Source organism: Streptomyces sp. NPDC045899, assembly GCF_056431485.1.
This window is the reverse complement of sequence record NZ_JBWKKP010000014.1, coordinates 44,180-63,978: the sequence shown is the minus strand read 5'-3', so window position 1 is coordinate 63,978 and position 19,799 is coordinate 44,180. Positions and strand designations below refer to the sequence as shown.

13 protein-coding genes are annotated in these 19,799 nt (G+C 72.8%); 8 read left to right on the top strand and 5 right to left on the bottom strand.

Annotated elements, in window-relative coordinates:
• Nucleotides 1-3 precede the first annotated feature (3 nt).
• Nucleotides 4-393 (bottom strand): MerR family transcriptional regulator, encoded by a 390-nt coding sequence (locus AC07FT_RS21605; protein WP_471199793.1) that lies wholly within the window; start codon nt 391-393, stop codon nt 4-6.
• Nucleotides 394-479: 86 nt separating this feature from the next.
• Between AC07FT_RS21605 and AC07FT_RS21600 the strand changes: the two genes are divergently transcribed.
• The 5 genes from AC07FT_RS21600 (at nt 480) to AC07FT_RS21580 (ending at nt 10,591) form a co-directional block, all read left to right on the top strand.
• The gene (locus AC07FT_RS21600) at nt 480-1,616 is read left to right on the top strand and encodes an alkene reductase (protein ID WP_479177655.1); all 1,137 of its coding nucleotides are present in this window, start codon (nt 480-482) and stop codon (nt 1,614-1,616) included.
• A gap of 184 nt (nt 1,617-1,800) precedes the next feature.
• On the top strand, nt 1,801-4,377 hold the full coding sequence (locus AC07FT_RS21595; protein WP_479177654.1) for a hypothetical protein: 2,577 nt from the start codon (nt 1,801-1,803) through the stop codon (nt 4,375-4,377).
• Nucleotides 4,374-5,828 carry a DUF2201 family putative metallopeptidase gene (locus AC07FT_RS21590; protein ID WP_479177653.1) on the top strand — a complete coding sequence of 485 codons (1,455 nt, stop codon included), beginning with the start codon at nt 4,374-4,376 and terminating at the stop codon, nt 5,826-5,828. The genes AC07FT_RS21595 and AC07FT_RS21590 overlap by 4 nt, the downstream gene beginning before the upstream one ends.
• Nucleotides 5,829-6,187: 359 nt before the next feature.
• The gene (locus AC07FT_RS21585) at nt 6,188-7,945 is read left to right on the top strand and encodes an ATP-binding protein (protein WP_431772541.1); all 1,758 of its coding nucleotides are present in this window, start codon (nt 6,188-6,190) and stop codon (nt 7,943-7,945) included.
• Between the two features lie 96 nt (nt 7,946-8,041).
• A complete protein-coding gene (locus AC07FT_RS21580) occupies nt 8,042-10,591 on the top strand; it encodes a hypothetical protein (protein ID WP_479177652.1) in 2,550 nt (849 codons plus the stop codon).
• 87 nt (nt 10,592-10,678) lie between these two features.
• Here AC07FT_RS21580 and lpdA read toward each other — a convergent pair whose 3' ends face one another.
• A complete protein-coding gene (gene lpdA, locus AC07FT_RS21575) occupies nt 10,679-12,079 on the bottom strand; it encodes a dihydrolipoyl dehydrogenase (protein WP_479177651.1) in 1,401 nt (466 codons plus the stop codon).
• A gap of 30 nt (nt 12,080-12,109) precedes the next feature.
• Here lpdA and AC07FT_RS21570 point away from each other — a divergent pair, with 30 nt between their 5' ends.
• Nucleotides 12,110-12,484, top strand: coding sequence for an RNA-binding S4 domain-containing protein (locus AC07FT_RS21570; RefSeq protein ID WP_471199777.1), 375 nt, complete (start codon nt 12,110-12,112; stop codon nt 12,482-12,484).
• A gap of 41 nt (nt 12,485-12,525) precedes the next feature.
• On the opposite strand, the gene AC07FT_RS21565 is transcribed toward AC07FT_RS21570, so the two are convergent.
• The 3 genes from AC07FT_RS21565 to AC07FT_RS21555 form a co-directional block, all read right to left on the bottom strand.
• A complete protein-coding gene (locus AC07FT_RS21565) occupies nt 12,526-13,803 on the bottom strand; it encodes an NAD(P)/FAD-dependent oxidoreductase (RefSeq protein WP_479177650.1) in 1,278 nt (425 codons plus the stop codon).
• Nucleotides 13,800-15,227, bottom strand: coding sequence for an FAD-dependent oxidoreductase (locus AC07FT_RS21560; RefSeq protein ID WP_479177649.1), 1,428 nt, complete (start codon nt 15,225-15,227; stop codon nt 13,800-13,802). The genes AC07FT_RS21565 and AC07FT_RS21560 overlap by 4 nt, the downstream gene beginning before the upstream one ends.
• 75 nt (nt 15,228-15,302) lie before the next feature.
• The gene (locus AC07FT_RS21555; RefSeq protein ID WP_479177648.1) at nt 15,303-16,805 is read right to left on the bottom strand and encodes an FGGY family carbohydrate kinase; all 1,503 of its coding nucleotides are present in this window, start codon (nt 16,803-16,805) and stop codon (nt 15,303-15,305) included.
• A 378-nt stretch (nt 16,806-17,183) separates the two neighbouring features.
• Here AC07FT_RS21555 and AC07FT_RS21550 point away from each other — a divergent pair, with 378 nt between their 5' ends.
• Together AC07FT_RS21550 and AC07FT_RS21545 are read left to right on the top strand one after the other, a co-directional pair.
• Nucleotides 17,184-18,191: a hypothetical protein gene (locus AC07FT_RS21550; RefSeq protein WP_479177647.1), complete on the top strand. Its 1,008-nt coding sequence runs from the start codon at nt 17,184-17,186 to the stop codon at nt 18,189-18,191.
• 67 nt (nt 18,192-18,258) lie between these two features.
• On the top strand, nt 18,259-19,779 hold the full coding sequence (locus AC07FT_RS21545; RefSeq protein ID WP_479177646.1) for an amino acid permease: 1,521 nt from the start codon (nt 18,259-18,261) through the stop codon (nt 19,777-19,779).
• Nucleotides 19,780-19,799 lie beyond the last annotated feature (20 nt).

Sequence of the window (19,799 nt, the reverse complement as noted above, 5' to 3'; positions counted from 1 at the left end):
CCATCATGCGGATCCGCCGCGTGGCCCCCGGCCCGGGGGTCCCGACGCCGCGTCGATCACCTCGTCCAGGACGTCACGCGAGCGGACCAGATCGCCGATCATCCGGTCGATGCGGTCCCGTTCCCCGACGAGTTCCTCGACCAGCCGCTGGGTGGCGATCTCGGACGGGCCGCCGTCCCCGTCCCGCATACAGGGCAGCAGCCGGGCGATCTTCGCACTGTTCAGCCCGGCGGCCAGCAGCTCCTGGACGTGGACGACCCGGTCGACGGCCCATTCGCCGTACTCGCGGTGGCCACCGGGGGTGCGCTCGGCCCGCAGCAGACCCTGCTGTTCGTAGTAGCGCAGCGACCGCTCGCTCACCCCGCTGCGCCGGGCCAGTTCACCGATGCGCATACCCCGCCTCCCACACCGCCGCCCGACGCACGGCTGACGTCCGGCGACTTGAATCTGACAGCGATGTCAGCTTCTACCGTACCGGCATGACGCACACACCAGCCCGGTCCCCGCTCTTCAGCCCTGCCCGTCTCGGCCCGCTCCATCTGCCCAACCGCCTGGTGATGGCACCGCTGACCCGCAACCGGGCCGGAGCCGACGGGGTGCCGGGCCCCATGATGACGGCGTACTACGCACAACGCGCCGACGCGGGGCTGATCATCGCCGAGGCGGCCACCCCGAACGCCGTGGGGCAGACCTATCCGAACATCCCCGGGATCCACACCGCCGCGCAGGTGGCCGGTTGGCGGCGGGTGACCGACGCGGTACGGGCCGCCGGTGGCCGGATGTTCCTGCAACTGCAGCACGGGGGACGGGTCGGCCACCCCGACACCCATGGCATGACGCCCGTCGCTCCCTCCCCGGTCCCGCTCCCGGAGACGGTGCACACCCCGCGGGGGCGTCAGCCCGCTGTGGCGCCGCGCGAGATGACCACCGATGACATCCGCTTCACCGTGGCCGACTTCGCCGCCGCGGCGCGCAACGCCGTCGACGCCGGGTTCGAGGGCGTCGAGGTGCACTCGGCAAACGGCCACCTCCTCCACCAGTTCCTGTCCCGGAACACCAACCACCGCACGGACGGCTACGGCGGCCCGGTGTCCGGACGCATCCGCTTCACGGTGGAGGTGGTGCGGGCCGTCGCCGAGGCGATCGGCCCGGAGCGGACCGGTCTGCGCGTCTCCCCCGGGAACACCGTCAACAGCATCGAGGAGGGTGACACCGGGGCGATCTACCCGGCGCTGGTCCAGGAGCTGTCGGAAGCCGGACTGGCCTATCTGCACCTGGTGTTCGCCGACCTCGGCCGGCCGCTCCACCGGGAGATCCGGCGTATGTGGCCGGGCATCCTCATCGCCAATCCGGCTCTGGGGAGGGGGCCGTTGCCCGCCGACGGCGGCCGTCACGCGGGCGAACGGCTGCTGACCGCGGGAGCCGATCTCATCGCGCTCGGCCGCGCGTTCATCGCCAACCCCGATCTGGTCACACGGCTGCGCCTCGGCGCTCCCCTCAATCCGGTCCGGGACCGCTACGCGATGTACACGGGGGGCGCGACCGGCTACCTCGACTACCCGACGCTCGCGAGCACTGCGGGCGACACCGTGTCACCGTGCGGGGTGGCGCCCTGAACCGAGTGGCGGACACCGAGGACGCCGCCCGGGGCGGCACTCCCGTTGTCGTACCCCGCCGATAGCGTATGTGGTGCGGGGGAAGAAGACAGGCCACCTGCCGAGGGAGCGTCATGCTCCCCGTCCGGTCGGTCCTGTCCTGGTTCCCCGCGCCCTGTGAGTGCCGAGGAGAGGACCAGGCCAGATGACCGGTTTGCCGCACCGACCCGCGTTCGGGCCGTTGCTCGACCGCGGCCGTCCGCAGGACGTGGGGGCGCTGCTCGAGCGGACACCGGATCTGCTGAAGCCGGTGGTGACATCTGGCGAGCGGATCCCGGCGGCGCTGGTGGACGCGGTGGTGGCCGACGGCGGGCGGTGGCTGGAGCTGCTGGCCGGGAACCACGACGCGACCGCGGCCGATCCGGCGCTGCGGGCACGGCTCGCGGCGTCCGGGCATCCGCTGGTGGCGGCCCGGGCGGTCCACGACGACGCCTGGACGCTGACCGAGCTGCGCACCCTGCTGGCGGCGGCGGACCCGGCCGACCGCCTCTGGTTCGACAAGCCGGGCGCGGCGGCCGGGCTGCTGATGGTGCGCCCTTCCCCGGCCGGTCACCGGCGGCTCGCCCTGCGGGCCGCGGTGGTCTCCCCGTTCCCCGACGTGGTGGCGCACGCGCTGGACACCCTGCTGCCCGTCGGAGCGCTGACGCGTGGCGAGTCGCTGCGGGGCCTGCTCTCCGTCATCACCCACGGCGGCCCGGCCCGGCTGGCGGCGCTGCTGGACGCGGGGGGCCCGGAGGACGAGGAGACCGTCCGGCTGGGCCGCGCAGCCGTGGCCGGTCCGGAGGGTGTGGAGGCGCTGCGCGCCGCCGTGGCGGCCGCCGAGGGTCCGGCCGGGCTGCTGGACGAGGTCTACGACCCGGCGGAGAGCGTGCCGGAGGCACTGGGGCTGCGCACCGGACTGGACTGGGCGGGCCTGGTGCGCGCGCACCGCTCCCGGCCACTGGCACCGGGCGTGGTGGCCGCGCTCGTCACCAGGGACGAGTGCCCCGCCGAGGCACTGCCGGTGCTGTGCTCGGGACACCCCGACGCCGCGAAGCTGCTGACGGACCTCAGCCGGCCGGTGCCGCTCACCGTGCTCGACGCGCTGCCCGCCAAGGACACCCGGAAGCTGCTCCCTCCGCTGGTGCGCGAGGGGCTCGGCCGGACCGTGTCCGCCGATGATCTGCTGGGGCTGCGCCCGGCGATGGCTGCGCTGGCCCCCGTCCTTCCGGTGACGGCGACCCGTGAAGGGCGGGAGCGCGCCGCGGAGTTGACGGAGAAGCTGACGGCCCTGGTGGCGGAGAAGCTGGGCGACCAGGTGGCCGCCTGGCGTGTGGTGCGGGCGCGTCTCGCCCGGTTCCGCGGCACCGTGGCCGAATTGCTGGACGACGCCGTGGCCAGGGCGGCGCGCGGAGAGAGCGCCGACGAGCCGTGGCCGGAGGCGGCCGGACGCCCGGCGTTCACCGAGGCGGTGACGCCCAAGGGCGCCCGTGCGGCGTTCCTGGTGCTGCTCGACGCCGCCGACACCGCGATCCAGTGGCGTCTGCTGCCGCATCTGGACGCCCGTACCGCCTACGACCTGCTGGTGCTCGGCCGGTGGCGGGCCGAGTGGCTGGACCGGGCGCTGGCCGCCGGGGGACACGAGGAGCGGGTGCTGCTCTCCCGCCGCCGGGACCTTCCGGCGGAAGCGGTGACGACGCTCGCGGCCCTGGACGATCCGGCAGTCAACGCGGGCCTGGTCTATCAGCGCACGGCCACCTGGGAGCAGCGGCTGGCACTGGTCACCGGCAAGCCGTTCACACCGGGACGGACCGGGCGGCTGCCGGTCGACGAGGCGCTCCGCGCGGACCTGGAGCGCAGCACCCGCCGGGACCAGAAGGTGTGGTTCGCACCCTGGACCGCCAGTGGCGACCCGTGGATGACCGAATGGGTGCTGTCGCGGGTCGCGCTGAACTCCCTCCACCTCCAGTGGCGGTTCGCGCTCGGCCTGTGGGAGCGGCAGGGGCCGGAGAAGGTCGCGGAGCACCTTCCGGGCTGGTTCCGGCCCACCGTGTGCGACACGGTCGCGGAGCTGCTGGCGGACCCCGACCGGGACGGTGCGCTGGAGCGGCTGCGGGAGCTGGCGCGGAAGGCCGGTTCGGCCAAGCAGCTCGCCGGACGGCTCCGCCATCCCATGATCGACCGCGCGCTGGACTGGCTGCTGGCCGAGGGCTTCGTCTGGGACTGGGACACCCTGCTCGCGGAGCATCTGCGTGCCCCGCTGCCCCGCTACTACCTCTCGGAGCTGACCGAACTCGACGGCTGCCCCGAGCTGTTGCGGCTCGCGGTCGGACGGATGTCCCGGTCGGAGCAGACCGCCTACCGGAAGCTGGCGGAGGGCGGTGACCCCGCCCGGGTACTGGCCAAGGCCACCCTCTCCACACCGGACGACGGGGTGTCCTGGGTGGAGCTGGCGATCCGGCGGGATCTGCTCACCCGTGCCGAGGTGGTGCACAGCGCCAAGCCCGCACGCTCGGTGCTGACCCTGGTGGACGAGGCGGAGCGGCGGGGCGAGGCGGACGGCGGCGGGGAGCAGGTGGCGGCGCTGGTCCATGAGCACCTGGACGGCGGGGCGGAGGCGTGGACGCTGGTCCTGCGTCTGCTGCCGGAGTTCACCGGCACCCTCCCCGAGCTGCTGCGGACCGCGGCCCTGGCCGCCCTCGCCCCCGCCGGGGCCGGAGCCGGCCGGGAGGGCGCGATATGACACAGGTGGCGGGGCGGAGCCGGCACACCCCGGCGCGCCCGGTGGTGGACCTGGCCGACCGGCGGGCCCTGCTGGCCTGTCAGGTGGACGATCCGGAGGTGACCGAGGAGGGCCGCAGGCTCAAGGAGGCGGCGCTGCTGGACTTCGGGGTCAAGGACAGCGTGGTGTCCTCCTGGCTGTTCGCCAAGTGTCACCACCAGATCCCCACCGCGGCGGTGGACACCGCGGCGGTGGTGGCCACCGGCGACGGCACCTGTCTGCTGCTGTACAACCCCGCGTTCTTCGTGGCCATCGGGGCCGGTGGCGTGCGGTTCGTACTGTTCCACGAGGCGCGTCATCTGATCCACCGCCATCTGTACGTGGAGGAGGAGCTGCGGGCCGATCCCGTCTTCGATCTGGCCGCGGAGGTGGCGATCAACCATGTGGTGCTGATCCGGCTGGGGCGTACCGAGCTGCCGACCCGCACGGTGCCGGACGGCTCGGGGGGCACCCGGCGGGAGCCGGTGGGGGTCGATCCGCGCGAGGTGCACCGGATGTACCAGGACGACCTGCGGGAACAGGGTCTCCAGCCGCTGTCCTACGAGGACTTCACCGTGACGGACCTGACGGTCTACGGAGAGCTGAAGCGGATGCGCAACCCGCCTGTTCCCCCGGTGATGTGCATCCACCTGGGCACGGGCGGCGACGGGACGGGACGTGTGCCGATGGACCCCGAGGCGGTGTCCTCGGTGGTGGAGGAGACACTGGCCGAACTGATGCGCCGGGCGCTGCGCGGTGAGGAGCTCGCCCGGGAGGAGCTGCTGAGCCTGGCGGACCGCAGCACGGACGGCGGAAAGCGGCTGGAGCGGATGTGGGGCCGGATGGGACTCGGGGCGCTGCGCGGGGAGACCCAGCGGACCCGCCGGGTGGAGTGGTGGCGGCGCTGGCTCCACGATGTGCTGGCCTCCAAGCTGCGGGAGGGCGAGCGGCTGGTCTACCCGAAGAAGCAGGGCGCGGTGCTGCTGGCGCTGGGCCATGACCCGATGCTGTCCCGGCGCGGCGCCGAGCGCACCAAGGTGGTGGTCGTGGCGCTGGACACCTCGGCGTCGATGCCCCAGGAGGTGGTCGAGTGGATCACCTCGCTGGTGGGCCGGACCGAAGGGGTGGAGAGCCACTGGCTGAGCTTCGACGGGACCGTGATGCCCTTCGTTCCCGGGGAGCGGGTGCACGGCGGAGGCGGCACCAGCTTCCAGTCGGTCGTGGACTACGTGGAGGGGCGGCTCCCGGTGAACGGACGCCGGTTCGAGGAGCGGGCCGACGCGGTGATCATGGTCACCGACGGCTACGCCCCCACCGTCGCCCCGGAGCGCCCGGACCGGTGGATCTGGCTCATCACCGAGGGCGGCGACGACTGGCCGGAGCGGCACGACCCGCCGATGGCGTGCCATCGCGTGGTCACCGGTGACGGCTGAACCAGCACGACCAGAACACATCCCCGCGGCCGGGCGCCCGGGGGCAGCGGACAGAGAACGACCGGAACGGGATGAGGGATCAGGCCACCGTGAGCAGTGTGGACACCACGACACCCGCGGGGGACGCGGCGACGGATCAGCGGCGGTCGGCGGGGCGGCGGACCACCCGCACCGGGTCACGGACCACCGGTGCGAAGACCTCCGGCGCCACGGCCGCCGGAGGCGGGAGCGGCAGGCGTGGCGCGCCGCGCTCCGACAGCGCCGGAGCCGGCTGGCGGGCCACCGCCACCTACCCCGAACCGCCCCGGCGGACCGGTGCGGCCAAGGGCGGGCCCCGTCTCGAGCGGTTCATCAGCGCCATGATCACCATGGGACAGACCGGGCAGGTCTTCGGTGAGCACGGTATCGGGAAGACCTCGACGTTCCTGTCGCACATCCCGCGGGCGCATCCGGGCACCGAGGTCGTCCTGGTCCCCGCGGCCAATCTGACCCCGGACGACCTGCTGGTCAACGCGCCCGTCCGGGACGAGCGCACCGGGGAGCTGGTCCTCACCCAGCTCATCATGCGTCAGCTCACCCCGGGCAGGCCCTTCGTGCTGCTGATCGACGACTCGTTGCAGGCCGGGGAGACCATCCAGTCGCAGCTGATGCAGATCGCGTGCAACTGGACGCTGGGCGAACACGATCTGCGGGCGCTGGGCTGTGTCGGGGTCTTCCTCGCCGACAATGAGTCGCTGGCCGAGACCAGCGCCCGCCGCAGCGATCTGGCGGTCCTGGACCGGATGGTCACCCTGCGGATCACTGCCAATGACACCGCCTGGCGGGAGAAGCTGGCCGAGCGCTACGCGGACTGGGACCTGACCGAAGTGTTCCGGGTCTGGGCGGGGCTCTCCCCGTATCTGCGGTCGCTGCTGTCTCCCCGCACCCTCGAGCACATCCTGGACTGCGCCCGCGCCGAGTTCCCGCTCCTCTGGGGACTGCCCCTGGTGGGCGGCGCGCGGCTGCGGCTGCGGGACCGCAAGGCCGACGGCACACCGGGACCGGACCGCACCACCGAGCTGCTGGACGCCATCGCCGGTGCGCTGGGCCGCCCCAACCCCGCCTCCGTTCCCGACCCGGTGCGCCGGATCCTGCGCGCCGCGGTCCGGGAGAACTGGTCCGTCCTGCTCCAGGGTCCGCCCGGCTGCGGCAAGACGGAGATCACCAAGGCGGTGGTGCGCGAGGAGACCGGCGCCGATCCGGTGTACTACTCACTTCCGGTCACCAACGTCGAGGATCTGTGCGTGCCGGTCCCCACTCCCGACGGAACCCTGGACACCCTGCTCAGCCGGTCCCTCACCGGCCCCGAACCCAAGGTGATCGTCTGGGACGAGTACAACCGGCCCAAGGACAAGGCCACGTTCGCCAAGCTGATGGAGATCACCCAGGAGTGGTCCCTCGCCGGGAGGCCGATCCCGGGGCTGCGCGCCCAGGTCGCGCTCCAGAACCCGCCGTACCATCTGGGCCGCAAGCTGTTGGTGAGCAGCAACAACGTGGCGCAGGCCAGCCGTTTCACGATCAGTTACGAGGTCCGGCCGGAGGACATACCCGCCAATGAGTGGCTGATCTCCACCTACGGGGAGGTGGCGGAGACGGTGCTCGACTGGTGGAAGAACGACATCGACGACGAGGGCCGGGACTGGATCACCAAGCGCACCCTGGAACGGCTGATCAAACTGCATCTGGCCGAACAGCCCCTGGAGACGGGGCTGATCTACCTCGGCGAGGGCGAGTACGCCCCGGTGCCGCTGTCCCGGCTCGAGGCCCGGCTCGCCGACGACGCCGCACAACGGGTCATCGGGCTGCGGGAGATCGCCCGGGAGGTGGACCGCTGGGAAGCCCGGCTGGCCGCGGCGTCCGAGACCTCCGCCGAGGGCACCAATGACACCGATCTGGTGCACCAGGCGTTCGCCAACGCCGAGGTGTCCCAGCTGAAGCGGCATGCCGAGGCGGTCGCGCGGCTGCTGCGCCATCTGCCGCCCAAGCTGCGCGCCACCCATCTGGTCGGCCAGACCCCGGAGCGGCAGCGCTTCTGGGTCGCCGCCCTGGCGAGGATGGCCGAGCTGGGCACCGACTGACCGGGCCCGCCTCCCGCACTCCCCCGCCTCTCACCCCTCCTCCTTCCCATCCTCCGTCAGGACGGGAAGAAACCTGACGATCGGAGCACCCCCGGCGTGGCCCCTCTCCCCGATGCCGTTCTGTCGGCCGTCCTCGGACTGGCCGGACGGTCCCTCGCGCCCGGCCTGATGGCACGGTTGCGCGAGGAGGCCGTCGCCGTGCTCCGTTCCGCGGTGCCCCTGCCCGGCCATGTGGTGAACCAAGTGATCGCCTCCGGCGACCGTGAGCTGCTGGTGGCCCTGGCCGAAGGGGCCCGTACCCGCCAGGTGCCGGTTCTGCTGCGGCTCGCGGCGCTGGGCGATCCCCGGGTGGCCCGGGCGCTCTACCGACAGCGGCTGCGCCATGACCTGGAGCAGGAGCTGCGCCACGCGGTGCTCGCCGGCGCCGCGCGGCGGCTGGACGACCCCGAGTGGCACGCCCCCGACGGACTGGTGAACGCCCTGCTGATCACCCGTCTGCCCCCTGATCTCATCCCGGCGCTCGGGGCCCCTTTCCCCGAGGTGGTGCGGCACGCCGTGGAGCTGGTCGGCGTCCAGGCCGGATTCCCCGGCCAGCTCGCGGCCTGTCGCGCGGTGCTGCGGTACGGAGGAGTGGACGAGCTCACCACCCTGGCCGCACTGCCCGCCCTGCGACCGGAGGTGGCGGAGCTGGCACGGCGGGCGGTGGCCGCACCGGACCCGGCCGCCGTACTGGAGGCGTTCTCACCGGACCGGACGGGCCGCCCCGCGGGCGGACCGGCCCTCACCGGCGAGGAGTTGGTGCGGCATCTGAGGGAGACGGCGAACAGGGCCCAGGTGTTCCCGCTGGACGGGGTCGACGTCGACTGGGAAGGGGTCCTGGCCGAACAGCGGGACGTGCCCTTCCCATCCGGGGCACTGGCCACCCTGGCCTCCCGGCCCGATTGTCCGGGAGAGCTGGTGAGGGCGGCGTACCGGGCATGCCGGGGATGGGCCGAGCAACCCCGCATCTCCTGGGCGCTGTTGCGCGATATCGACTGGGCGGACGACCCCGCACCGCACGATCTGCCGCGGCTGCTCGAGCCCGGTGTCACCGACGGACGCTATCCGGCCGACGGCGTACTGGCAGAGGTCCGGCCCGCCCGACTGGTACTGACCGGGCTCCCCTTCCAGGAGGAGACGGTCCGTGCGGCGACGGCGGAACTGGTCCGCCCGCTCGGGGCGGACTTCGCCGCCTGGCGCGCGCTGTACACACTGCTGCCCCGGTTCGACGGCACGGCCACGGAGCTGGTGGCCGCGGCCGAGGCACAGTCGGGCAGGCACCGGGGCAAGAGCTGGCCCCGGCCACTGGGTCCCGAGTTCCCCGCCAAGCACCCCGAGGGCAGCCGTGCGGCCTTCCTCCAACTGCTCGCGCAGGCGCCGGAGGACGTCCGGTCGGCGCTGGTGGAGCATCTGGACCTCCGGTCCGTACAGCACATGCTGCTCTTCCACCCGCCGTCGCCCGTCATCCGCGACCGCGTGGTCGCGCTCCACGGCCGGTCGGTGCAGGCCGTCGTGGCGTCGCGCTGGGACCTGCCCGCCGAGCGGATCCGTGAGCTGATCGTGCTGGACGACCCCGAGATCAACACCTGTCTCTACGTCCACACCGATCTGACCGACGAGCAACGCAGGGGCATCCTCGCGGGCAGGCGCTTCGGGACGGAGGGGGAGACCGAACCACTGGCGATCACCGACGAGCTGGTCCAGGAGCTCGAGGCCAGCGGACGCCGCCACTGGCTGCTGCCCATCACCGAGTCCGGCGACCCCCGGCTGGCCCGGATCCTGCTGGGCAAGGTCAGACTTCACACGCTCGCCGCGCAGTTGCTGCTCCTGGTCCGGGTCTGGGAGGAGCACGGCGCACCGGAGGTGGCGGCGCTGCTGGACGAGACCGAGTTCGGCGGCCGCGCGCGGCGCCGGCATCCGCTGCCCGCCACCGTGCACGAGCTGACCCGGAAGGCGCTGGAGGCACCGGACGGTCTGGGCGTGCTGCGCGCGGAGTTGATCCGCGAGCGGACACCCGCCACCCTGGCCGGGCTCCTCCGCGAGCTGACCGAGGGGAGCACCGTACCGGTCGACACGGCGCTGGACCGGCTGACCGAGGAACTCGGCCCCGCCTGGGCAGGACTGACCGCGGAGCACGACCGGGATCCGCTGCCGGACGACGTCCTCGTCCCGCTCGCGAAGCGGGAGAACTGCCCGGAAGAGCTGCGCCGCCACGCCACTCCGGCCGAGCTCCGGCTGCGGCACCACGCGCATCCGGATGAGCGCACCGGCCCCCGCCCCAGCGCCCTGGAGCTGCTGCGCCACCACCCGCTCCCCCGCTACGTACCGGACGTATGGCTCGCCCTGGCGCTCGACCACCAGCAGCTGTCCCTGCTGGACGTGGTGCGCGAGGGACGTCCTGCGCTGATCGCCGTGCACTGTCTGACCCGCCGGGCGTCGGCGGCACCGGACCGGGCGAATGTTCCGGCGTTCCGGGAACTGAAGGAGCTGGCCGCCACCCATCTGGGTGATGATCCGGAGACCTGGGCGGTGGCACTGCGGCTGCTGCCCGACTTCTCCGGCACCCTCCCGGAGCTGCTGGCCACCGCCGCCCTGGTCGTCACCTGACGCCCGGCCGACGTCTGGCCCCGAGCCCGGTTTCACATGAAACCACTCTGCATATCCTCATACATCACAGGAAACGGGCCGGTCCGCTCACATGTTGACCATGTGTCCCGCCAGCCCGTGGACCGCTTCCTTGACGGCCTCGCTGAGGGTGGGATGGGCGTGGATGTTGCGGGCCACCTCGTGCACGGTCAGGTCCCACTGCTGCGCGAGGGTCAGTTCCGGGAGCAGCTCGGTGACCTCGGGGCCGATGAGATGGCCGCCGAGCAGCTCACCGTGACGGCCGTCGCTGATGAGCTTCACGAAGCCGACGGGGTCGCCCAGCCCATGGGCCTTGCCGTTGGCGCTGAACGGGAACTTGGCCACCCGGACGTCGAAGCCGCGCTCCCGGGCCTGGGCCTCGGTCCAGCCGAAGCTGGCGATCTGCGGCTGGCAGAAGGTGGCGCGCGGGATCATGACGTAGTCCAGCTCCATGGTCTCCGCTCCGGCGATGGTCTCGGCCGCGACGATGCCCATGGCCTCGGCCGCGTGCGCGAGCATCAGCTTGGCGGTGACGTCCCCGACCGCGAAGATGTGCGGCACGCTGGTGCGGCAGCGGCCGTCGACATCGATCGCGCCGCGCTCGGTGAGCCGGACCCCGGTGTGCTCCAGACCGTACCCCTCGACCCGGGGGCGGAAGCCGATCGCCTGGAGCACCTTCCCGGCCTGGAGGGTCTGCCGCTGGCCGCCGGTGGTGACCATGACCTTCACGGCGGGACCCGAGTCGTTGATCGCCTCGACCCGGGTGGAGGTCAGGACGTGGATGCCCAGCTTGCGGTAGCGGCGCGCCAGCTCGGCCGAGACCTCCTCGTCCTCCAGCGGCACGATCCGGTCCAGGAACTCCACCAGCGTCACCTGCACCCCGTAGCTGTGCATGATGTACGCGAACTCCACGCCGATGGCGCCCGCGCCCGCGATCAGCACACTGCCGGGCAGGTCCGGGGAGAGGATCTGCTCCTCGTAGGTCACCACGCGCTCGCTGAGCGAGGTACCGGGCAGCAGGTTGGTACCGGCTCCGGCGGCGATCACGCAGTGGTCGAAGCTCAGGTTCTCCACGCGGCCGTCGGCGAGGGCGACCCGCATCGCATGGGGGCCGGTGAAGCTGCCCCGCCCGTCGTACTGGGTGATCTTGTTCTTCTTCATCAGGTAGTGGATGCCACGCACCCGGCCGTCCGCCACCTTCCGGCTGCGTTCGAACGCCGCCCGGTAGTCCAGTGTCACATCGCCGGTCAGCCGGAACCCGAAGGTGGCCGCCTCATGGGTGAACAGGTGGGCGAGCTCCGCGTTGCGCAGCAGCGCCTTGGACGGGATGCAGCCCACGTTCAGACAGACGCCGCCCCAGTACCGCTCCTCCACGACGGCCGTGGTCAGACCGAGCTGAGCGGCACGGATGGCCGCGACATAGCCGCCCGATCCCGCTCCCAGGATCACGACGTCGAAATGTGCGCTCATGCGTCGCACCTTAGACATTAGAGTCGGAGTATGGCTTCTGATGAGGGGTCCGTACGGGTGGACAGCTGGATCTGGTCCGTGCGGCTCACCAAGACGCGTTCGATGGCCGCCTCGGCCTGCCGCGCAGGTCATGTGCGCGTCAATGGCGAGCGGGTCAAGCCCGCCCACACCGTGCGCGCCGGGGACGAGGTGCGGCTGCGCCAGGGCGGACGGGACCGGGTCGTGGTGGTGTCGCGCGTGGTGCGCAAGCGGGTCGGGGCGCCCGTCGCGGTGGAGTGCTACGTGGACAACAGTCCGCCGCCGCCACCGCGCGAGCACGCGGTTCAGATCGGACTGCGCGACCGTGGTACCGGACGGCCGACCAAGCGTGACCGCCGGGAGATGGAGCGGCTGCGCGGTCAGTGAGCGCGCGGGAGGACCGGCGCGTTCCCTCGCCCGCACACGGATCAGTCCGCGGTGATCAGCACCGGCCCGCCGCACGGATCGGCCGCGACGATCCAGCCGGTGCGGAGGTGGAGCGGCCGGGCGGGTGCCACGGTGCGTGCCACCCGCCGCCGGTACAGCGTCCGGCCGTCCTGGCGGACCGTGAGGACCGGCCGGGTCAGGAACGCGGCGGTGCGCAGAGTGAACCGCTCCAGCGGCGGACGGGGGCCGTCGGGGTCGATGCGGTTGGGGGCGATCCAGCGCAGGGGCGCGGCGACGCGCACCGGCAGCGGATCCACGGGCCACCGTGCGTCGGCCAGATGGCGCAGGACCGGTCCGGCCGCGAACCGGCCGTCCAGGGCGGCCACATCGGCCGTCTCGACGGGGTGCAGCAGGTTGCCCACGGCGAACACCCCGGGCTCGGCGGTGCGGAAGCCGGTGTCCACGGCGGGGCCGCGGGTACCGTGGTCGAGGGCGATTCCGGCGCTCCGGGCCAGTTCGTGGTCGGGGATCCAGTCGCCGGTGAACACCACGGTGTCACAGGGGATGACCGCGGTCCTGCCGTCGCGGTGGCGTACCCACACCCCCTCCAGCCGTCCGCGTCCGGTCAGCCCGGTCACCGCGGTGTCGGTGAGCAGCGGGAAGGGGTGGCGCAGCCGGGCGCCGAGGTCGAACGCGCGGAAGGTCTGGTGGCGCGGGAGGTCGGTGACCATGGCCGCCACCTCCGCCCCCGCGTGACGGAGGGTGAGGACGGCGGAGTAGCTGATGTGTTCGGCGCCGATCACCACCGCGCGACGGCCCACGGGCCGGCGGTGTCCGTGGACGGCCCGCTGGAGCTCACCGGTGGTGAGCACCCCCGCGGGCCGGTCTCCGGGCACCAGCCGCGCCGCGCGCGGGCGTTCACGGGCGCCGGTGGCGAGGACCACGGCCCGCGCGGTGATCCGTTCCAGACCGCCGGGGCCGGTGGTGTCCAGGGTGCGCGGGCCCGCCCAGCCGGTGGCGGTGACACCGGTGCGCAGGGCGACCCCGGCGCGCAGTGCGGTGGCGACGTGGTGGCGGGCGTAGTCCGGGCCGCTCATGAGCCGACGCAGGTCCCGCAGGCCGAATCCGGTGTGGTGACAGTGGCGGGGGACACCGCCCGCGTGGCGTTCGCGGTCCAGTACCTCCACGCCCGCACCCGCGGCGGCCAGCCGGGCGGCGACGGCGAGTCCGGCGGGCCCTGCGCCGACCACCAGCACGTCGACCGTGCGCGGGCGGCGGCCGGGCACGGCGGCGGGGGCGGAATCGGCCGGGGTGGTCATCGCCGGACCTCCATGGACGGTGTGCCGGACGCGCCGTGCCCGTCGAACTGGGCGCGTACCTCGGCTCCGCAGGAGAAGCCCTGGCAGCGGCCGCCCAGCGCACGGGTGCGGCGCTGAAGGCCGCCGAGCGAGCCGGGCGGCACGGTGCTGGTGAGCGCGTCACGGATCTCACCGCGGGTGACGCGTTCGCAGTGGCAGACGATCGTGCCGTAGGCGGGGTCCGAGGCGATGAGTTCGGCCCGCTGGTAGGGACGCGGGAACGCCTCGCCGAGGTTGGGCATCCGCACCGGTTCGAGGTCCCGCGCCGGTCCGGTGTCCAGACCGCATCCGGTGAGGAGTCCGGCCACATGGGCGGCGATGGCCAGGGAGGCGGTCAGTCCGGTGGAGCGGATACCGCCGACGGAGACATAGCGCTGGGCGGAGTGGGCGCGGATCCGGTAGTCGCCGTGTTCGGTGGCGGCGCGCAGTCCGGCGTAGACCGCCGTGATCTCCTCGTCCAGCAGCTCGGGCATGATCCGCGCGCCCTTCTCGCGGAGGAGGGCGAGCCCTTGGGCCGTCGAACCGGTGGCGCGCTTGTCGTCCAGGTCCTCGGCGGTGGGGCCGAGCATCACATTGCCGTAGACGGTCGGCGCGACGAGCACTCCCTTGCCGAGTGCCGTGGGCACGGGCAGCAGGATGCTGTTCACCAGGCCGCGGGCGAACTTGTCGAAGACGATGAGCTGGCCGCGGCGCGGGGTCACCGTGAAGTCGGTGTGACCGAGCAGACGGTCGATCGTGTCCGCGTGCAGGCCCGCCGCGTTGACCAGGTGGCGGGTACGCAGCGGACCGCGGGTGGTGACCACCCGGTGGGGATCGCCGGGCACGATGTCCCGTACCGCGCAGTGCAGATGGAGGTGGACACCGGACCGCACCGCCTGCGTGGCGTAGGCGAGGGTGGTCGTCCAGGGGCAGATGATGCTCTCGCCGGGGACGTCGAGGGCGCCCAGGGCGCCCGGTCCCAGGCGCGGTTCCCGTGCGTAGACCGCGTCGGTGTCGAGGATCCGGGTCTCGTGGTAGCCGTTGCGCGCGGCTTTGCCGGCGAGTGCCGGGAGCGCGGCGAGCTGTTCGGTGTCCCAGGCCACCAGGAGGGCGCCGAGCGGCTCGACCGGGATGCCGGTCTCGGCGGCGTAGGCGTTCAGCCGGTGGTAGCCGTCGCGCACCAGCCGGGCTTCGAGGGTGCCGGGGGTGGCGTCGAAACCGGTGTGCAGAATCGCCGTGTTGGCCTTCGAGGTGCCGTCGCCGACGTCGTCGGACGCTTCGATGAGCGCGATCCGCAGCCGGTGTCCGGCCAGTTCGCGGGCGATGGCGGTGCCGACCGCCCCGGCGCCGACGATGGCCACGTCGTAGACCTCGTCCGCGAGGTTCCCCGTGGTCGTGACGGTCATGCTGGTCCTTGCTCGCTTCCTCGCGGCGGCGGGTGTTCGGTACGGGTACGGGTCACCGGCGGTCCGGAGGCGGTCTCATCCGGCACCGGGCGCGGTGGCCGGTGGCACGGGGTCCGGCAACGCGGCCACGGCCGCGCGGAACCGCGCCAGCCGCTCGGCGGCCCGGTCGGGGCCGATCCGCGGCTCGTACACGGCCGACGGTTCCCAGGCCGGGACGGCCCGTTCGACCTCGAGACCGGGGTCGAGTCCCAGCCGGGCGGCGGCGGCCACGCCCAGTGCGGTGACATCGGGCAGCGCGGACACCTCGACGGGACGTTGCAGCAGATCGGCCTGGGTCTGCATCAGGAGGGCCGAGCGGGTCAGCCCGCCGTCCACCCGGAGGCTCGTCAGGGGCGCGCCCTGATCGGCGGAGGCGGCGGTGGCGATCTCGGCGACCTGGGCGGCGATGCCCTCGCACAGGGCGCGCACCAGATGGCCCGCCGTGGTGTCCAGGCCCAGTCCGGTGAGCGACCCCCGCGCGTCACCGCGCCACCAGGGCGCGGCGAGTCCGGCCAGTGCGGGGACGAAGGTGACTCCCCCGGTGTCCGGCACGCTCGTGCCCACCGGATCGAGGTCCCCGGGGCCGCCGATGACACCCAGGTCGGTGAGCCAGCGCACCGCGGAGGCGGCGGTGTACACCTGTCCGTCCAGGCAGTAGCTGGTGCGCCCGCGGAGCCGCCACGCCACACAGCTGACCAGGCCGTGGCTGCCGCGCCGGGGCCGGGGACCGGTCTGGGCGAGGAGGAACGCGCCGGTGCCGTAGGTGCATTTGGCGGTACCCGCCCGGGTCACCCGCTGGGCCAGCAGGGCGGCCTGCTGGTCGACGAGCAGTCCGGTGAGCGGGAGCTCACCGCCGAAGGCGGTGGTGGTCCCGACCGCGGTGTCGGAGTCGACGACGCGGGGCAGCCGCTCGGCGCTCAGTCCGAAGAGGTCCAGGGCCTTCGGGGACCACTCCACCCGGTCCAGGTCGAGCAGTTGGGTGCGGCCCGCGGTGGCGGCGTCGGTGACGAACGCGCCGGTGAGCCGGTGGACCAGCCAGACGTCGCTGGTGGTGACCACGCCCTCGCCGGTGAGATGACGGCGGATCCACGCCATCTTGGGGGCCGCGAAGTACGGGTCGAGCGGCAGTCCGGTCAGTTCGCGCAGGGTGTCCGCGTGGGGCGCGAGTCCGGCGCACACCGTCTCGGCCCGCCGGTCCTGCCACACCAGCGCGTCGGTCAGCGGTGTGCCGGTGACCGGGTCCCAGGCGAGCACCGTCTCCCCCTGGTTGGCCAGACCGGCCGCCACGACCGGTTCACCCGCGTCGGCCAGTGCCCGCCGTCCGGCGTCGACGACCGAGCCGAACAGCGCGGCGGGATCGACCTCGACCAGTCCGCCGGGGAGGAAGCGGGGGCGCACGGCCGCGGCACCGGTACCGATCACACCACGCTCGGGGCAGACGACCAGTGCCTTGGTACCGGAGGTGCCCTGGTCGACGGCGAGCACCGGACCGTCCGGAGTGGCGGCCGGGGTGGCCGCACGGCGCTCTGCTGACGTCATGTCCCGTTCTCCACAGGGGAGTTCGCCGATCGCGCCCGCTCGATCGGGACGCGCCGATCGGAGGCCGGTCGAGGGTGGTGATGGCGTGGTGGTGGCGGTGATCGCGCGTACGAGCCTGGTGGCAGCCTCCGGGTGGCGTCAAGGGCACCCGCGAACCGGCGCCATTTCTCCACACCACCGGCCCAGCACGGCCGGACGCGGGAGAGGCGGTCATGTACCGGACACGGACATGCCCTAGGATCCCCCACATCCATCACCCTGCCGAGCACACCCGGAAGCGGGATTCTCGGCGTACCCGCTTCTATGACGCTCCATCACTTACCCGTCCAAGACAAGCATCTTCAGCAGGTCCCGTCAGCTCCGCACGAAAGTCATCCGATGGCCGAGGAAGAGTTCCGCCCCGTCTACCACCCGGCGGGTCATGACGACGGGTTGCGCATCGCCCTGCAGGACCTGCGGACCGGCCGCTGGATCTCGATGCGCAACCTGCTGGCGGAGACTCCGACCTGGGCCCTGTGGACACAGCGCACCCAGGTGCTGGCCGCGGTGGCCGCCGGATCCACCGTGGTGGACACCTGGCGGGCCGAGGAGCCGCGCAGCGTGGCGGCGCTGGTGATGCACACCCGGGTCGTGGTGGAACGGGCGGTGCGCGCCCACCGGGAGGGGCACCGGCGCACCCAGGAGCTGTGGCAGGAGGCGTGGGAGTCCTGCCGGATGGCCGCGCACAACTCCGCGGCGGATCCGGTGCCCTGGGTGTGTCTGCTGGCTCTGGCACAGCTCGACACCCGGCAGCGGATGGCCGAGCACCGGGCGGATCCGCCGGGGCCGCTGCTCTTCCCCGGCCCCTGGGGGCTGCTGGCCGAGGCCGACCGGCGCGATCCGTACAACCGCGAGGCGTACCACCGGATGCTCCAGTTCGTGTACGCGCGGCGGGCGGGCGGTTCACTCGCCGAGGCGGTCAACTTCGCGCAGTGGGTGGTCTCGGGCGCGCCCGAGGGCTCGCCGCTGCACGTGCTGCCGCTGTACGTGCACGTCGAGCGGTACCGGGAGGAGCGCGGTTTCGAGAAGGCGCTGGACCTGCACTGGGCCACCGAGGACGCGACCCGGGACGCCAACCGCGCGCTGCACGGGTGGTTCGACCACACGGACCCGACGACGGGGTCCCTGCTGGACCTCAACCACCTGGCGCACGCCCTGTGGGGCGCGCTGCAATTCCCGGACGCGGCGCGGGTGTTCGAGGCACTGGGGCCGTACTTCACCACCCTTCCCTGGGCCTGCCGCACGCCGGACCCCTCGGACCGCGCGCCGGCCGAGGACACCTTTCTGCGCGCCCGGACCCGCTGTCTGGCGGGCGCCCGGGGGCCGAGACCCGGGCCGAACGGCTGAGCGACACCGCTCGGCCCCTCCACCTTCCGTCGAACATTCTCCGCTTTCCGATTCCGGAGGTAGCTTCATGTCCACGGCACGGTCGCAGTCGGGGCCCGCCCCGCGGCGGGACGAAGAGCAGCGGCTGCGGGAACTCGGCTATCAGCCGGTCCTGGCCCGCCGGATGGGCGGCTTCGGCAACTTCGCCATCAGTTTCTCGGTGATCTCGATCCTCTCCGGCTGTATGACGCTGTACGGCTTCGGCATGGGCACCGGCGGTCCGGCGGTGATGCTGTGGGGCTGGGCCGGGGTCGGTCTGTTCGTCCTGTGCGTCGGACTGGCGCTGGCCGAGGTGACCAGCGCGTATCCCACCTCCGGGGCGCTGTACTACATGGCCGACCGGCTGGGCGGCCGGGCCTGGGGCTGGTACACCGGCTGGCTCAATCTGCTGGGCCTGCTGGGGGCGATCGCCGGAATCGACTACGGCGCCGCGCTGTTCACCGGGGCGCTGTTCCAGCTCCAGTGGGGCGTCGATCCCACCCCGGAATCGACCATGCTGATCTTCGTCTGCATCCTGGTGCTGCACGCGGTGCTGAACCTCTTCGGGGTGCGGCTGGTCAGCCTGCTCAACTCGATCAGCGTGTGGTGGCACCTGGGCGGTGTTGCCGTGATCGTCGGGGCGCTGGCGATCGTCCCGTCCCACCACCAGTCGCCGGAGTTCGTCTTCACCGAGTTCGTCAATGACACCGGCTGGTCGAACCCCCTGTACGTGGCGGCGATCGGGCTGCTGCTCGCGCAGTACACCTTCTCCGGGTACGACGCCTCCGCGCACCTGTCCGAGGAGACCTCCAACGCCTCGGTGTCCGCCGCGCGCGGGATCGTCCGGGCCATCTGGGTGTCCTGGGCCGCCGGTTTCGTCCTGCTGACGGGGCTGACCTTCGCCATCCAGGACTACGCCGGGGCCCAGGACAGTGACACCGGAGTGCCCCCGGCGCAGATCCTCATCGACGCCCTCGGCACCGGCGGAGCCACCGCCATGCTGCTCGTCGTCATCGTGGCGCAGCTGTTCTGCGGCAACGCCGAGGTGGCGGCGGCCAGCCGGATGGTGTTCGCGTTCAGCCGGGACGGCGCGCTGCCGGGGTCCCGGCTCTGGCAGCGGGTCAGCTCCCGTACCCAGACCCCGGTGCACGCGGTGTGGCTGTCGGTGGCGGTCGCGTGTGTGCTGGCGCTGCCGTCGCTGTATTCCAAGACCGCCTACGGCGCGGTGACGGCCATCAACGTCATCGGCATCACTCCCGCCTACGCCATCCCCATCTTCCTGCGGCTGCGCGCCGGGGACCGTTTCCGCCCTGGGCCGTGGCAACTGGGCCGCTGGAGCAAGCCGGTGGGCTGGGTGGCGGTGGTGTGGGTCGCCTGTGTGACGGTGCTGTTCTGTCTGCCGCAGTCCAGCCCGGTGACGGTGGACTCGATGAACTACGCCTCCATCGCGCTGGCCGTGGTGCTGCTCCTGGCCACCGTCTGGTGGTTCATCGCCCGGCGCTCGTACCAGACGCCCACCGGTTACGGAACCGCCCGTGAGCAGGCGGAGATCGCGGAGGGCATCGTCTGAGCGGTCCGGATCCCGGTCCG

Coding starts and splice junctions, on each gene's coding strand:
- AC07FT_RS21560 (WP_479177649.1), bottom strand. CDS start 15,227: ATGACCGTCACGACCACGGGGAACCTCGCGGACGAGGTCTACGACGTG.
- AC07FT_RS21545 (WP_479177646.1), top strand. CDS start 18,259: ATGTCCACGGCACGGTCGCAGTCGGGGCCCGCCCCGCGGCGGGACGAA.
- AC07FT_RS21595 (WP_479177654.1), top strand. CDS start 1,801: ATGACCGGTTTGCCGCACCGACCCGCGTTCGGGCCGTTGCTCGACCGC.
- AC07FT_RS21585 (WP_431772541.1), top strand. CDS start 6,188: ATGATCACCATGGGACAGACCGGGCAGGTCTTCGGTGAGCACGGTATC.
- AC07FT_RS21570 (WP_471199777.1), top strand. CDS start 12,110: ATGGCTTCTGATGAGGGGTCCGTACGGGTGGACAGCTGGATCTGGTCC.
- AC07FT_RS21565 (WP_479177650.1), bottom strand. CDS start 13,803: ATGACCACCCCGGCCGATTCCGCCCCCGCCGCCGTGCCCGGCCGCCGC.
- AC07FT_RS21590 (WP_479177653.1), top strand. CDS start 4,374: ATGACACAGGTGGCGGGGCGGAGCCGGCACACCCCGGCGCGCCCGGTG.
- AC07FT_RS21550 (WP_479177647.1), top strand. CDS start 17,184: ATGGCCGAGGAAGAGTTCCGCCCCGTCTACCACCCGGCGGGTCATGAC.
- AC07FT_RS21605 (WP_471199793.1), bottom strand. CDS start 393: ATGCGCATCGGTGAACTGGCCCGGCGCAGCGGGGTGAGCGAGCGGTCG.
- lpdA (WP_479177651.1), bottom strand. CDS start 12,079: ATGAGCGCACATTTCGACGTCGTGATCCTGGGAGCGGGATCGGGCGGC.
- AC07FT_RS21600 (WP_479177655.1), top strand. CDS start 480: ATGACGCACACACCAGCCCGGTCCCCGCTCTTCAGCCCTGCCCGTCTC.
- AC07FT_RS21555 (WP_479177648.1), bottom strand. CDS start 16,805: ATGACGTCAGCAGAGCGCCGTGCGGCCACCCCGGCCGCCACTCCGGAC.